This is a genomic window from Streptomyces sp. 6-11-2 (assembly GCF_006540305.1).
Lineage (GTDB): Bacteria > Actinomycetota > Actinomycetes > Streptomycetales > Streptomycetaceae > Streptomyces.
This window is the reverse complement of the sequence record NZ_BJOR01000001.1, coordinates 5,800,824-5,814,906: the sequence shown is the minus strand read 5'-3', so window position 1 is coordinate 5,814,906 and position 14,083 is coordinate 5,800,824. Positions and strand designations below refer to the sequence as shown.

General features: G+C 73.7%; 11 protein-coding genes. 2 read left to right on the top strand and 9 right to left on the bottom strand.

The genetic code is table 11. From position 1 onward, the window contains the following. Window positions 1-5 precede the first annotated feature (5 nt). Together mycP and TNCT6_RS25680 are read right to left on the bottom strand one after the other, a co-directional pair. Window positions 6-1,217 (bottom strand): type VII secretion-associated serine protease mycosin, encoded by a 1,212-nt coding sequence (gene mycP / locus TNCT6_RS25685; protein WP_141362590.1) that lies wholly within the window; start codon window positions 1,215-1,217, stop codon window positions 6-8. Next, window positions 1,214-2,434, bottom strand: a complete 1,221-nt coding sequence (locus tag TNCT6_RS25680; protein ID WP_253266218.1) for a hypothetical protein — start codon at window positions 2,432-2,434, stop codon at window positions 1,214-1,216. The genes mycP and TNCT6_RS25680 overlap by 4 nt, the downstream gene beginning before the upstream one ends. A gap of 1,196 nt (window positions 2,435-3,630) precedes the next feature. Here TNCT6_RS25680 and TNCT6_RS25675 point away from each other — a divergent pair. Beyond that, complete coding sequence (locus TNCT6_RS25675; protein WP_141362588.1) at window positions 3,631-4,833, top strand: amino acid deaminase/aldolase; 1,203 nt, start codon at window positions 3,631-3,633, stop codon at window positions 4,831-4,833. 85 nt (window positions 4,834-4,918) lie between these two features. On the opposite strand, the gene TNCT6_RS25670 is transcribed toward TNCT6_RS25675, so the two are convergent. The 3 genes from TNCT6_RS25670 to TNCT6_RS25660 all read right to left on the bottom strand — a co-directional run bounded on the left by TNCT6_RS25670 (window position 4,919) and on the right by TNCT6_RS25660 (window position 7,455). Then, window positions 4,919-5,830, bottom strand: a complete 912-nt coding sequence (locus TNCT6_RS25670) for a DUF2510 domain-containing protein (protein ID WP_141366800.1) — start codon at window positions 5,828-5,830, stop codon at window positions 4,919-4,921. Between the two features lie 132 nt (window positions 5,831-5,962). After that, entirely contained in the window at window positions 5,963-6,430 is a 468-nt protein-coding gene (locus TNCT6_RS25665; RefSeq protein WP_141362586.1) for a hypothetical protein, read from the bottom strand. 35 nt (window positions 6,431-6,465) lie between these two features. After that, on the bottom strand, window positions 6,466-7,455 hold the full coding sequence (locus TNCT6_RS25660) for a LysR family transcriptional regulator (protein WP_253266217.1): 990 nt from the start codon (window positions 7,453-7,455) through the stop codon (window positions 6,466-6,468). A gap of 70 nt (window positions 7,456-7,525) precedes the next feature. On the opposite strand from TNCT6_RS25660, the gene TNCT6_RS25655 reads away from it, so the two are divergent. Next, entirely contained in the window at window positions 7,526-8,698 is a 1,173-nt protein-coding gene (locus tag TNCT6_RS25655) for a TDT family transporter (RefSeq protein WP_141362582.1), read from the top strand. Here TNCT6_RS25655 and TNCT6_RS25650 read toward each other — a convergent pair. From TNCT6_RS25650 to TNCT6_RS25635, 4 genes are all read right to left on the bottom strand, one after another. Continuing rightward, window positions 8,610-9,329, bottom strand: coding sequence for a helical backbone metal receptor (locus tag TNCT6_RS25650; RefSeq protein WP_141362581.1), 720 nt, complete (start codon window positions 9,327-9,329; stop codon window positions 8,610-8,612). The two genes, TNCT6_RS25655 and TNCT6_RS25650, sit on opposite strands and share 89 nt — an antisense overlap. Beyond that, window positions 9,329-9,895 (bottom strand): helix-turn-helix domain-containing protein, encoded by a 567-nt coding sequence (locus tag TNCT6_RS25645; RefSeq protein WP_141362579.1) that lies wholly within the window; start codon window positions 9,893-9,895, stop codon window positions 9,329-9,331. The genes TNCT6_RS25650 and TNCT6_RS25645 overlap by 1 nt, the downstream gene beginning before the upstream one ends. 294 nt (window positions 9,896-10,189) lie before the next feature. Further along, a complete protein-coding gene (locus TNCT6_RS25640; RefSeq protein WP_141362577.1) occupies window positions 10,190-12,811 on the bottom strand; it encodes an ABC transporter permease/substrate binding protein in 2,622 nt (873 codons plus the stop codon). Then, window positions 12,804-13,892 (bottom strand): glycine betaine/L-proline ABC transporter ATP-binding protein, encoded by a 1,089-nt coding sequence (locus TNCT6_RS25635; protein ID WP_141362575.1) that lies wholly within the window; start codon window positions 13,890-13,892, stop codon window positions 12,804-12,806. Before TNCT6_RS25635 ends, TNCT6_RS25640 begins: the two co-directional genes overlap by 8 nt. Between the last annotated feature and the right edge of the window lie 191 nt (window positions 13,893-14,083).

Below are 14,083 nucleotides of genomic sequence, written 5' to 3'. Positions count from 1 at the left end.
CCGGTCTACAGCCGGAAGTCGGCCCCGCCCTCGCGGCGGCCGCGCCACAGGACGACCGCCACGACCAGCATCACTCCCCCGGCACTGCCCGCGAGGGGTCCCGCCCAGCCGGAGGCGCTGTCGGCCCCCTCGGCGGAGTCGGGGCCGGGGCCGAAGTACCGCTCGCCGTAGGACGCCGCGGTCAGGCCCTCGGGCCGGAGGCGGTCCGCGGCCTTGATGGCGGCGGCGGGATCGACCAGGCCGAAGCCGCGGGAGTCGTCGCGGCCGCCGACGGGGGCGTTGCGGGCCGTGTCCTCCAGGAGCTTCTTGATCTGGGCGGGGGTCAGACCCGGGTGGGCGGCCTTGACGAGGGCGACCGCGCCGGAGACGAAGGCCGAGGCCGCGCTCGTGCCCCAGCCCTCGTAGTACCGCTGGTCGGGGTCGGCGATGACGACGTCGACGCCGGGCGCGCTGACCGTCGCGTACCAGCGGCGGGTGGAGAAGGAGGCGCGGGTGCCGTAGCGGTCCACGGCGGTCGCGGCGATCACGCCCGGGTAGGCCGCCGGGTAGGAGATGTGGTCGCCCTTCTCGCCGCCGTTGCCGGCCGAGGCGACGACGACGGCGCCCTTGCTCAGCGCGTACTGGACGGCCTCGTCCTCGGCGGGCTCGGGGTGCGCGGAGTCCGAGTCGTCGCCGAGGGAGAGGTTGATGACGTCGGCGCCCTGGTCGGCGGCCCAGCGGATGCCGTCGGCGAGGGCGTTGCCGCGGGTGCTGCGGGCCTTGCTCCGGGCGGAGTCGTCCTCCTCCAGGATCACCCGCACGGGCAGGATCCGGGCCTCGGGCGCGATGCCCATGACTCCGTCCGCGTTGCCGGGGCCGTGCCCGTGACCGGCGATGATGCCGGCCATGGCGGTGCCGTGCCGGGCCCAGGGGCGGTCCCCGCGCCGCGCGCCGAAGCCGATCATGTCCCTGCCGGTCAGGACGTTGCCGCGCAGATCGGGGTGGTCGTCGTCGACGCCGGTGTCCAGGACGGCGACGGTGATGCCCTTGCCCCGGGTGGTGTGCCAGGCCTCCTGGGTGTGCACGGCGTCGAGGCCCCACTGCTGGGCGCGGATGCCGTCGGCGTGCGCGGGGGCCGACGGCACGAGGGCGAGACAGGCGGCGAGGAACAGGCTCGGGACGCCGACCGCGAGAGCCCTGCGCGGCTTACGGTTCCCGGGTGTCACGGCGGCTGTCACGACGGCTCCTCCGTGGCTGACTTGACGGTCTGGCGCAGGCCCCGCTCGATGCGGTCGGCGAGGCCCTGGGCCTCGTTTCCGAGGCCGGCCTGGGCTGCGGGGGTGGTGGCTCCCGACTTCGTCGCGTCGGCGGCGGCCTGCGGGGTGCCGGCGGCGCGGCCGTCGGCCCAGCCGGACACGGCGTAGACGACCACCGGGGCCTCGGTCAGCACGGAGACGGTCCACGACGCGCGCTGCTCGTCGCCGAAGGCCGCGGCGACGGTGCCCTTGGCGGCGTACGGGCGCGGCACGAGGTCGGTGCGCCGGGCGAGCCCCTCGTTCTCGAAGCGGGCGGCGAGGGACGTCATGGTGGGGGCGTCGGCCTTGGTGAAGAGCAGACCGACGGTGGTGACGTAGCTCTGGGTGGCGTCCGTGTAGGTGGCGCGCAGCAGACGGGCGCAGCCGACGGGGGTCAGGGCCTTGCGCAGCAACGGGTCGAAGGCGCCCTCGCAGCCGCTGTCCGGCGCGACGGCGACCCGGGTCCAGGTGCGGTCGGCTCCGCCCGGTCCGGCGCCGCGGCCGTCCACGGTGGGCGGGAAGAGCTGGTCGACGGGGACGCTGTGCCACATGGCGCCGGCCGTGGCGAAGCCGCCCTCCGCGCCGGGCTTCCCCGGCTCCCCGGTGAGCCAGCTGCCGGTCACGGCGCCGCCTATGAGCCCGATCCCGAGCACCACGCAGGCGGCCGCCACGGCGACCCGCGGCCGTACCAGCGCACCGGTCGGCCGTGCCCGCCGGTCGTAGCCCTCCGGCTCCCCGAACCCCATGCCGAGCCCCGTCCCCGGCGCCATGGCCGCGCTCCAGGACAGCGCCGGATCAGGCGCCGTGGCGGCACCCGTGGCTCGCGGCGGTGCACCGGCGGGGGCCGCGGGAGCACCCGGGGAGGCGTCGAAGGACGGATGCGGCGGAACCGGAGTCCACTCCGACCCGGTCGGCCGCTGGGGCGTGCCGGTGGGGCGGGGACGGTTGCCGGCGTCGCCTGGGCCGACGAGGCTGCCGGGTCCCGCGGTCCGGCCGGGCGCGCCCGGGTGGCGTGCCGTGCCGAGGGGGCCGGTCGCGGCGTCGGCGCCGATGACGGGCCCGGTCTGGGATTCCAGGGCGGTGGCGGGGCCCCTCGCGGTGTCCGACCGGAGGTCGCGTGCGGAGGACGGGGCCGTCGGGTGGTGCGGTGCGCTCGGCACCGGGGGGTTGTGGACGGAGAGGGGGCGCAGGCGCGCGGTCGTCTCCGACGGGGTTTCGGCGGGCGCGCCGCCACCGCGTGCCACCGTTGAGGGCGGGTGCCCCGGTGGCGGGGGTATGTCCCCGCGCTCGCGCCGGCCGGGCTGCGCCGGGTCACCGGGGAAGCGGTCGGCGGCCCTCCCGTCCCCGGAGGCCGCACGTCCTGACGGGGCGTCAGCGGAGCCGCGACCACGCGCAGCCCCGCGCCCGGGCGCCTGCGACGCGCCCGCTGCACGGCCCGCAGTCCCGGCGTGGGTGTCTGCGGACGCCCCAGGCCCGGCAGGGGTTCCGGACGTCGCGCGTCTCTCGGCCGATGGCGTGCCGAGTGGAAGGTCCCCTGCCCGACCGGGGCCCGGCCGGGCAGGTGCCTCGCGGCCGGCCGTCGGGGGTGCGTCCGGGAAACGGGCCGTTGCCGGGGGCGGGGGCGGCGTCGTGGGGGGTGTGGTGCGCTGGGAAGGGGGTCGGAAGTCCGGGAAGCGGGGGCGGGAAGCGGTGGTGGTCCGGGCGTCGTCGGTGGCGGAGCCGGTGCGAGGCGGCGGGAAGCCGGTGCCGTGGCCCGCGCGGATGTCCGTGTCCGACCCCCTCGGTCCTCCACCTGTCACGGCACCCGGGGAGCCGTCCGGAACCGGAGCGGCGGAACCCTCCGCAGCGCCGCGCGGGGAGCCACCCCGGCCCGGAACGGCCGAACCCGCCGCAGTGCCGCGCGCTTCCGTCGTCGTACCGCCGCCGGGCGCCGCCCGTGCCAGGCCCTCGCCCGCGCCGGGCGCGGCCTGGGTGGGCCGGTCGTCGGTGGGGCGTGCCGTCGTGTCCGAGTCGCCGTCGCCGCCCGAGGGCCCGACGGGCCGCGGGGGGACGGGGGCGTGGCGCGCTTCCGTGCTCATGCACCCCCCGTTTCCTCGTGCCCGTGCCGTTTCACCGGGCACGGCCGTCCTCGTCGCCCCGCCCGGCGCGGACTCGTCGCCACCGGACACGCATACCCGTACGAGCGATCCGCCATCCCGACTCAACGCCGCGGCCGGAATCACCTCGCGGTTCCGCCGATCGTGCGCGTCACTCTACGGGCTGCCCCGGTCCCGGCGGGAACCAGTCCAGGAGCCCAGGGGGATCTGCCCGGAACATCCCCCTACCCTGCGGTAATCAGGTCTGGCAGGCTGCGCCCATGACTGCGCGCGCCGCCGACCGGGCCCGTTACGACCGGGCCACCGCCCAACTCGACGCCCCTGTGGCCATCGTGGACCTGGACGCCTTCGACGCCAACGCGGACGACCTCGTCCGCCGGGCCGGCGGCAAGCCGATCCGGGTCGCCAGCAAGTCCGTACGCTGCCGGGCCCTGCTCGAACGCACCCTGGCGAAGGACGGCTTCGCGGGCGTCATGTCGTTCACCCTCGCCGAGTCCCTGTGGCTGGCCCGTTCGGGCTTCGACGACGTGCTGCTCGCCTACCCCTCCGCCGACCGCGCCGCCTACGCCGAACTCGCCGCCGACCCCAAACTCGCCCGTGCCGTCACGGTGATGGCCGACGACCCGGCGCAACTGGACCTGATCGACGCCGCACGCGAGGGCGGACGTGAAGTCGTCCGGGTCTGCCTGGAGTTGGACACCTCGCTGAGGCTGCTCGGCGGGCGCGTGCGGGTCGGCGCGCGCCGCTCCCCGCTGCACTCCCCCGCCCAGATCGCCGACATGGCCCGTACGGTGGCCCGGCGGCCGGGGTTCGCGCTCGTGGGGATCATGGCGTACGAGGGCCATGTGGCGGGTGTGGGCGACGCGGTCGCGGGGCGGCCGCTGCGTTCGCGCGCGATCCGGCTGATGCAGGCGGCGGCGCGCAGGGAACTCGCCGAGCGGCGCGCCGCCGTGGTGCGGGCGGTCCGGGCCGTGGCGCCGGACCTGGAGTTCGTCAACGGCGGTGGCACCGGCAGTGTGCAGCACACGGCGGCGGAGGACGCGGTCACCGAGGTCGCCGCGGGCTCCGGGCTGTACGTCCCGCGGCTCTTCGACAACTACACGTCGTTCCGGGGCCGTCCGGCGGCGCTGTTCGCCCAGCCCGTCGTACGGCGCCCGGGGGTGGGGGTCGTCACGGTCCTGGGCGGCGGCTACCCGGCCTCCGGCGCGGCCGGCGCGGACCGGCTCCCGGTGCCGTACCTGCCCGAGGGGCTGCGCTACGACCCCCAGGAGGGTGCGGGCGAAGTGCAGACCCCGCTGCTCGGCTCCCCCGCCGACGACCTGCTGATCGGCGACAAGGTGTGGTTCCGGCACGCCAAGGCGGGCGAGTTGTGCGAACGGTTCGACACGCTGCACCTCGTCGAGGGCGATCGTGTGACGGCGGCGGTACCGACGTACCGGGGCGAGGGGCACACTTTCCTGTAGCCACGGGCTCCTTCCTGTGGCCACGGGCTCCATCCCGTAGCCCGGGCCCCGGGAGCCCGTACCCCCGGCATCCGCCGATTCCGGCTCAGCTCGACGGGCCGATGCTGCTGCCCACGCCGCCGCCGGTCGTGGCGTCGCCGATGGGCCGGATGCCCTTGGTGATCCTGTCCATGTCGGCCGGCGGCGGGCCGTCCGGACCGGCGTCGAAGACGAAGCGGACGAGGACCGGCGCCTGGGTGCCGGTGCTGGACGGGAAGACGAGCGACTCGACGTAACCGCCCGGCCCCTCGGCGGTTGCGACCAGCCGGCGCACGAAGTAGCCGGCCCGGCCCGCGACCGCGACCTGCCCGGACGCGACGGTCCGCTGGGAGGTGATCCCGCCGTAGAGGCGCTGGCCGATCGCGTTCCGCTCGTACGCCTCCTCGGCCGCGTCCTGGATGTCCCGCCTGGCCAGGGTCTCGGGGGTGGTGCCCTCGGCCGCGGTCGCCGTGCGGGTGATGACCAGGCCGTGCCGGCACAGCCCCACCCCGGCGGGGCAGTCGTAGACACCGTGGGTGGTCATGACGACGTCGTGCTGGGCGATGTTCTCCGGTTTCTCCCAGCCCTCCGGCAGCGGCAGGGTGATGCCGTTGAGCTGGTCGACGGCGACGGAGGGATCGTCGTCGGCGGAGGCTGCCGGGGACGGCGACGAGGTGGCGGTGGGGGCGCTCGTGGGCGTGGCGGACCGTGTGCCGGTGGCGGGGTCCGCCGTGCCGCCGCCCCTGTCGTCGCGGCCCAGCAGGACCGCGCCCGTGACGACCGCGGCGACCAGGACGGCACCCGCGGTGACGAGGGCGACGGCCTTGACCCGGGACGGCCCCGCGCCGCTGGGCGGTGACGGGGGCGGCTGCCCGGGCGGCCCGGGGGCGCGCCGGTGCTCGGTCCAGGCCGTGCCGTCCCACCAGCGTTCCAGGTGGGGGGCGTTGGGGTCGCGGTACCAGCCGGGCGGGGGCGTCATGCTCACCCCGGCACTCTATGCACCCGGTCCGTCGGATTCATCGGCCGCCGGCCCCGCGGACGGCGGTCCGGGAGGCCGTGCTCGTATGCGCGGTCCGCCGAATCCGCCGAATCCGCCGCGATCGCGCACACGTCAGCCGCCGTCACCCAACCGGCCCGGTTCCAGCCCGAGTTCACGCTCGGCCGTGGTGAACAGCAGGGTGTCGAGCGCGGGGTGGGTGAAGCGCGTGTCGTCGTTGGCGTAGGAGCCGAGTCCGTCGATCGCCACGAGGATGACCACGCACGCCCCGAGGGCGTCGTCGGTGGTGAAGTCTCCCGCGCGCACACCGTCCTCGATCACGGCGGTCAGTGCGTCCCGCATGATCACCTCCTGCTCGGCGACGACGCGCAGGAGGTTCGGGCGGTAGCGGGAGAGGTGGCGGGCGTTGAGCCAGAGCCGGCCGAGGTCGACGAAGTCCTCGCCGCCGAGGCGGCGCAGCAGGCGGCTCAGCCGCCGTACCGGCGGCAGCTCGGCCTCCCGAACCCGGACCGTGACCCCCGCCCCAGCCCCGCACGGCGCGCTTCCCGAACCCGGTCCGCGACGACCGTCCCCGCCCGGCACGGCGCGCTTCCCGAACCCGGTCCGTGACCCCCGTCTCAGCCGGCCCCCGGCCTCGTGCGTTGTCCGGTTCCGGTTTCCGAGCGTGTCAGGGACAGCAGTTCGCGGGCCGGGCCCACCGGGCGGTGACCGGTGGGCCAGACCGCGCGCAGGTCGCGTTCGAGGGTGACGCCGTCCACGGGCACGGGAACGAGCCGGCGCAGGGACAGCTCCTCGCCCACCGCGAGTTCGCTGAGCACCGCCGGTCCCGCTCCGCTCACCGCGGAGGCCTTCACCGCCGTCGTGGAGGACAGCTCGATCAGCGGGCGCGCCAGGCCGCCGAGCGCCGCGTCCAGCACCTGCCGGGTGCCGGAGCCCTTCTCCCGCAGGATCAGCGGCGTGGTGGCCAGTTCCTCCGCGGACAACGGCCGCCGGCGGCGGGCCCACGGGTGGGCCGGCGCGGTCACCACGAGCAGGCGGTCGTGGCCGATCACGACGGAGTCGAGACCGGACGGCACCGACACCCCCTCCACGAACCCCAGGTCCGCCTCGTCCGCGAGCAGCCGCTCCGCGACCACCGCCGAGTTCCCGGCGAGCAGGGACACCGCCGTGTCCGGCCGCCGGGTACGCAGCGCGATCAGCCATCCCGGCAGCAGGTACTCCGCGATCGTCATGCTGGCCGCCACCCGCAGCCGCGAGTCCCGCCGGTCCCGCAGCGCCTGCGCGCCCGCGTCGAAGGCCTCTGCCGCCTCGACGACCCGCCGCGCCCAGTCGGTGACCAGCGCACCGGCGTCCGTCAGCCGCGATCCGCGCGGCGAGCGGTCCACCAGCGCCACACCCAGCTGCCGCTCCATGGAACGGATCCGGCTGCTCGCCGCCGGCTGGGTGATGCCCAGCTCCCGCGCGGCCCCGCCCAGGCTCCCCAGCCGCGCCACCGCCAGCAACAGCTCCAGCGCGCCCAGGTCGGGCACCCGGTGCCCCAGCGAGGTCCTCGGCCGCCGTCCCGCGCCGTCTCCTCCGTTCACCTCAGTCCTCTCGGTACTCCTCATAAGGCCAGCTTATGTCGTGATAGACACAAACCCCCTGGTGGGAGCGTATGGACCGGGAAAAGCTGGAGTCATGGTCATCGCAGCCCACACCCTGCCCCGGCAGGCCGCACCCCGGCCCCGCGTCCCCGCCGTCCGCCATCTGGGCCCCAACTGGTACGCCTCCGTCATGGGCACCGCCGCCGTCGGCACCGCGGGCGCCGCGCTGCCGCCGCACATCCCGGGACTGCGCACCGTGTGCACCGCCGTGTGGGCGCTCTCCCTCGTCGTGCTCGTGGCACTGCTCACCGCCCGCACCCTGCACTGGACCCACCACCGCGACCAGGCCCGCGCACACCTCCTGGACGCGACGGCTGCGCCCTTCTACGGCTGTCTGTCCATGGCCCTGCTGGCAGTCGGCGGCGGCGCCCTCTCCGTCGGGCGGGACTGGATCGGCACCCCGGCCGCGGTCGCCCTGGACGCCGTGCTGTACACCGCCGGTACGGCCGTCGGGCTCACGGCCGCCGTGGCCGTGCCGTACCTGATGGTCGTGCACCACCGGATCGAGCCGCACCAGGCCACGCCCGTGTGGCTGCTGCCGCTGGTCGCGCCGATGGTGTCCGCCGCCGTGGGACCCGCCCTCGTGCCGCACCTGCCGGCCGGACAGGCCCGGTCGACCCTGCTCCTCGCGTGTGTGGCGATGTTCGGGCTCAGCCTGCTCGCGACCCTGGTCGTACTGCCGGTGATCTTCGGCCGGCTGCTCACGGCGGGCCCGCTGCCGCTCGCGCTGACCCCGACGCTGTTCCTGGTCCTCGGCCCGCTCGGGCAGTCCACCACCGCCGTCGGCGCCTTCGCGGACACGGCACCCGGTGTCGTACCGGCCCCGTACGCCGGCGGTTTCGCCGTGCTCGCCGTGCTGTACGGCGTCCCGGTCATGGGCTTCGCGCTGATGTGGTTCGCCTTCGCCGCCGCCCAGGTGCTGCGCGCCGCCCGCCAGGGCATGGGCTTCGCCATGACCTGGTGGTCGTTCACGTTCCCGGTGGGCACCTGCGTCACCGGTGCCGCGGCCCTCGCCCGGCACACCCACCTCGCCGCCTGCAGCGTCCTCGCGGTCGGTCTGTACGCCGTCCTCGTGACCGCCTGGGCCGCCGCGGGCGTGCACACCGCCCGCGGGCTGATCAGCGGCGCGCTGCTCGCAGCGCCTCGCCCAGCACCCGTGGAGCCCGCGCCAGTGACGGCCCGTACCACGTCAGGTGCCGCCCGCTGACCAGCGCGCAGGGCAGTCCGGGGAAGGCCTCGGGACCGTCGTCGGCGGTGAAGCGGTACGGCTCGTCCGGCAGTACGACGACGTCCGGCGCCGCGGCCCGCAGTTCCTCCAGCGGGACGCGCGGATAGCGCTCGGCGTGCCGGGTGTAGAGGTGGTCGACGCCCAGACGGGCCAGGACGTCACCCGCGAAGGTGTCCCGGCCCAGCACCATCCAGGGCCGCCGCCAGATCGGTACGACGGCCGTCGTACGGCCCGGGGGCACGGGCGGTGACGACCAGGCCGCCTCGGCCTCGTCCAGCCACCGGGGCCGGCCGGTCCCGCCGCACGCGCTCAGCACCCGCGCCAGCTCGCGGAAGGCCTGCGGCAGGTCCCGGATCCCGGTCACCAGGACCTCCAGGCCCGCCGCACGCAGGGCGTCGAGGTCCGGCGCCCGGTTCTCCTCCTCGTTGGCGATCACCAGGTCGGGGGCGAGGGCGGCGATCCGGTCCACCTTGGGGTTCTTGGTGCCGCCGACCCGGGTGACGTCGAGGCCGGCCGGATGAGTGCACCAGTCGGTGGCGCCGACGAGCACGCCGGGCAGGGAGACGGCCACCGCCTCGGTGAGCGAGGGGACCAGCGAGACGACCCGCATCAGCGCGACCGGTCCTGTACCGCCTCGATGTGCTCGGCGACCGCGACCACGACGACCCGGGTGTCGGCCACGGTCGCCCGCCAGCGGTGGCGCACCCCGCCGGTGAGGTACATCGTGTCGCCGCGCACCAGCCGGTAGGCACGGCCCTCCGCCTCGATCTCCACCGCTCCGTCGGCGACGTACATCAACTCGTCGTTGCGGTGCTGGAATTCACGGCCGGCGTCGTGGTCCCCGGTGAACTCCGAGGCGTGCAGCTGGTGGTGGCCGCGCACCAGGGAGCGCACCCGGGGTTCGGGTTCCAGCTCGGTGACCTCGGCGCGCACGACGTCGACGCTGCACGCCGGGTCGGCCGCCGCCAGCAGTTCCACTGCGGTGGTGCGCAGGGCGTCGGCGACCTTCTCCAGGGAGGTCTGGCTGGGCCGGGCCCGGTCGTTCTCGATCTGGCTCAGGAAGGGGACCGACAGGCCGCTGCGGTCGGCCACCACGGCGAGGGTGAGCCCCAGCGCGCGGCGGCGCCGCCGGACGGCCGCGCCCACTCGAAGGGGCCGCTCTTTGTTGTCGCCCATCGCTCCGGCTCCCTCCTTCGCTCGTCGGTCCGCTGCTCGTGGGGCCGCTGCCCGTGGGCCCGGTTCCGGGCGCACTCCTTCTGATGAGTTCTCTGCACCCTACGCATGTTCGGCAAACAGTTTCCTGTCGCCGTCATGTCCCTGTAAGGATCGCGCGGGCCCGGGGCGTGTGGGGGTGGCTCTGCGTGGTTGGCCGGATTCCTTCTGTGGACAAGCGTGCGGGGCGGGCCCGTCCCACGCATCGCAGGGCGACGCGGGGCGGGCCCGCCCCTTCGGCGGTGTCCGGGTCGGCGGCTACTGCGGGGTCATCCGCGCCGGGACGTCGGGGTGCTGCTTCAGCCAGGCGGTGACGGCCTCGGCCTCGTGGCCCTGACCGTGCTGGTTGATCTCGCTCTCCAGGCTGCCGAGCTCGTCCTCGCTCATCCGGAAGTTCTTGATCCACTTGGTGAGCTGCGGGTACTGCTCGGGGAACTTGGCGCTGGAGATGGTACGCACGGTGTTGCCCTCGCCGAAGAGCTTCTTGTCGTCGGCGAGCTTGGTGAGGTCGTAGCGGCTGTACGCCCAGTGCGGCGACCACAGCACCACGGCCACGGGCTGCTTCTTGGCGTACGCGCGCTTGAGCTCGGCGAGCATCGCGGGCGTGGAGCCGTCGACGACCTTGTACTCCTTGTCCAGGCCGTAGCCGGGCAGGACCTTGTCCTTCAGCAGGGTCATCTCGCCGGTGCCCGGCTCGATGCCGATGATCTTCCCGTTGAAGGTGGACGCCTTGCCCTTGAGGTCCTCCAGGGACTTCACGCCCTTGACGTAGGACGGCACGGCGATCTCCAGGGAGGTCGGCTCGTACCAGGTGCCGAGGTCCCTGAGTCTGTCCTTGTTCTTGTCCCAGTAGTTCTTCTGGGCGTACGGCAGCCAGGCGTCGAAGTTGAGGTCGATGTCACCGCCGGCCAGGCCGGTGTAGACCGGGCCCACGTCCATCTGCTTCAGGTTCATCCGGTAGCCGCGGCGTTCCAGGACGTTCTTCCACAGGTGGGTGACGGCGATGTCCTCGTCCCACGGGAACCAGGCGACGTTCAGGGTGCGCTTGGCCTCCGCAGGCTTGGCGGCCGAGTCGCCGCCGGGCAGCGGGGCGAGCTTGTCGACGACGCCCGGGTTGTCCTTCAGCCAGGCGCGGACGGCGTCCTGCTGGCGGCCCTTGCCCGACTTGTTGATCTCGGCCTCGAGGCCGGTGAGCTGCTTCTCGGTCAGCTTGAAGTTCTTCAGCCACGTGCCGACGACCGGGTCGTCGTTCGCGAAGCCCTTGCGGGCCAGCGTGTGCACGCCGTCGCCCTTGCCCCAGGAGCCCTTGGGGTCCTTCAGCTTCTTCAGATCGAAGTCGCTGTACGCCCAGTGCGGTGACCAGAGCGTGACGACGATCGGTTCCTTCTTGCTGTAGGCGCGCTTGAGCTCGGCCAGCATGGCGGGCGTGGAGCTGTCGACGACCTTGTACTCCTTGTCCAGGCCGTAGTCCTTGAGGACCTTGCTCTTGAGCAGGGCCATCATGCCGGCGCTGGACTCGATGCCGGTGATCTTCCCGCCGAACAGGCCCGCCTTGCCCTTGAGGTCCTCGAGCGAGTTCACGTCCTTCATGTACGAGGGGACGGTCAGCTCCAGGGACGTCGGGCCGTACCAGGAGCCGAGGTCGTCGAGCCGGCTGCCGTACTTCTTCCAGTACTGGGCGTGGGTCGTCGGCAGCCAGGAGTCCGTCTCGAAGTCGACGTTGCCCTGGGCGAGCGCGGTGTAGAGCGGTCCGGCGTCGAACTGGCGGGCGTCGACCTGGTAGCCGCGCTGTTCGAGGATCTCCTTCCACAGGAAGGTGGACGCGACGCCCTCGTCCCACGGGATGTATCCGATGGTGATCTTCTTGCCGCGGCCCACGTCGCTGCCGTCGCCGGCGGCCGTCGCACTGCCGCCGCCCCCCGCGAAGAGGCCCATGCCGCCCGCGACCAGGGCGAGGATCACCACGCCGATCACGGCGATCTGCGGCTGCGGCCGGTAGGACCAGATCTTCAGGCCCTTGGCGGCCCGCGCCTTGGCGGCGGCGCGCCGGCCGAGCGGCGAGACCTCGGTGCCCAGGGCGCTGGTCATGCGGTCGAGGTAGATCGCGAGGATCACGATGGCGATACCGGACTCGGAGCCGAGGCCGACGTTGAGCTGGCCGATGGCCTCGTTGACGTCGCCGCCGAGGCCGCCGGTGCCGACCATGCCGGCGATCGCGGCCATGGACAGGCCGAGCATGATCACCTGGTTGACGCCGGCCATCACGGTGGGCAGCGCCAGCGGCAGCTGGACGCGCAGCAGCGTGTTGCGGGGCGTGGTGCCGAACGCCTCGGCCGCCTCGACCAGTTCCTTGTCGACCTGGCGGATGCCCAGCTCGGTCATGCGGACGCCGGGCGCGAGGGCGAAGATCAGGGTGGCGACGATGCCCGCGGAGGCGCCCGTGCCGAAGAACAGGATGGCCGGGATGAGGTAGATCATCGCGGGCAGCGTCTGCATGAAGTCCAGGACCGGCCGGACGAAGGCGCTGACCCGGTCCGAGCGGGCCGCCCAGATGCCGACCGGCACCGAGATCACCAGCGCGATGATCGTGGCGACGAGGACCAGCGACAGGGTCACCATCGCGTCCGACCACAGCTCCATGGAGTCGATGAACGCGAACCCCACGAAGGTGAGCACTCCGGCGAAGGCGCCGCGCAGCCACCAGGCGAGCACGGCGAAGATGCCCGCGAGCAGCAGCGGTTCCGGCGCCTGGAGGACGGCGTTGATGCCGTCGTAGGTGCCGGTGAACACGGCCTTGAAGAAGTCGAAGAGCCAGGACATGTGGCCGAGCAGCCAGTCGACCGCGGAGTTGACCCAGTCGCCGAGCGGGATCCTAGGCACGGGCCACCGCCTTGTCGCCGCCCTTGTCCCGCGGCGCGTCGCAGCTCACCTGGGAGCTCTGCTCGTCGCCCAGGAAGCCGACGAGGCGCTGGCGCGGGACGATGCCGACGAGGTCGCGGTGCTCGTCCAGCACGGCGACCGGGTGGGGCACGCGGGCGCTGATCGCGCACAGCTCGGTGAACGGGGTGTGCGGGGTCGCGGTGTCGCAGCCGCAGTCCGCCTCGTCACCGCGTACGTCGCGGTCCATGACCGACTCCGCGGTCAGCACCCGGGACCGGTCGACGTCCTGGGTGAAGGAGGCGACGTAGTCGTCGGCGGGGCGCAGCAGGATGTCCTCGGCGGTGCCCGTCTGCACGATGCGGCCGTCGCGCATGACGGCGATCCGGTCGCCCAGGCGCATGGCCTCGTTGAGGTCGTGGGTGATGAAGACGATCGTCTTCTTGAGCGTCTTCTGGAGCTGGAGCAGCTGGTCCTGCATGTCGCGCCGGATCAGCGGGTCCAGGGCGCTGAAGGACTCGTCCATCAGCAGCAGGTCGGCGTCGGTGGCCAGGGCGCGGGCCAGGCCCACCCGCTGCTGCATGCCGCCGGAGAGCTCGTCGGGCCAGGAGGACTCCCAGCCGGCCAGACCGCACAGGGCGAGCGCCTCGTCGGCGCGGCGTTCGCGCTCGGCGCGGGGCACGCCCTGCACTTCCAGACCATAGGCGGCGTTCTCACGGACGCTGCGGTGCGGGAAGAGCGCGAAGTGCTGGAAGACCATGCTGATCTTCCTGGAGCGGACCTCGCGCAGCTCGCGGTCGCTGAGCGCGGTCAGGTCCTGGCCGTCGAAGCTGACGCTGCCGGCGGTCGGCTCCAGCAGCCCGTTCAGCATCCGCAGGAGCGTGGACTTGCCGGAACCGGACAGGCCCATGACGACGAAGATCTGGCCGGGATCGACGCTGAACGAGGCATCGATGACGGCGGCGGTGGTGCCGTCGGCGCGCAAGTCCTCGCGGTCGGCACCCTGCCGTAGCTTTTCGACTGCCTCGTCCGGTCGTCGGCCGAACACCTTGAACAGGTGCTGGGCCTGAAGTCTTGAAGACACGCGTACCTCTTGTCTCGGGGCCAGGAACGGGATGCGGAGGGCCGCTGACAGTTGAAGAAAGCAACCACCTTCGATCCGAAGCGCGCCTGCCCAGACCCGTTTGGCTCAAACCGAACGTGGCCTGCTTCACATCGCCGTCGGCTGCCGTTCACGTGGAATCCACGGTTCCCGGCCGTCCGGTGACTGTCGGT

Excerpts from the sequence above, each read along its gene's own strand:
- TNCT6_RS25675 (WP_141362588.1), top strand. The coding sequence starts at position 3,631 with ATGACTGCGCGCGCCGCCGACCGGGCCCGTTACGACCGGGCCACCGCC.
- TNCT6_RS25670 (WP_141366800.1), bottom strand. The coding sequence starts at position 5,830 with ATGACGCCCCCGCCCGGCTGGTACCGCGACCCCAACGCCCCCCACCTG.
- TNCT6_RS25660 (WP_253266217.1), bottom strand. The coding sequence starts at position 7,455 with ATGAGGAGTACCGAGAGGACTGAGGTGAACGGAGGAGACGGCGCGGGA.
- TNCT6_RS25655 (WP_141362582.1), top strand. The coding sequence starts at position 7,526 with ATGGTCATCGCAGCCCACACCCTGCCCCGGCAGGCCGCACCCCGGCCC.
- TNCT6_RS25650 (WP_141362581.1), bottom strand. The coding sequence starts at position 9,329 with ATGCGGGTCGTCTCGCTGGTCCCCTCGCTCACCGAGGCGGTGGCCGTC.
- TNCT6_RS25645 (WP_141362579.1), bottom strand. The coding sequence starts at position 9,895 with ATGGGCGACAACAAAGAGCGGCCCCTTCGAGTGGGCGCGGCCGTCCGG.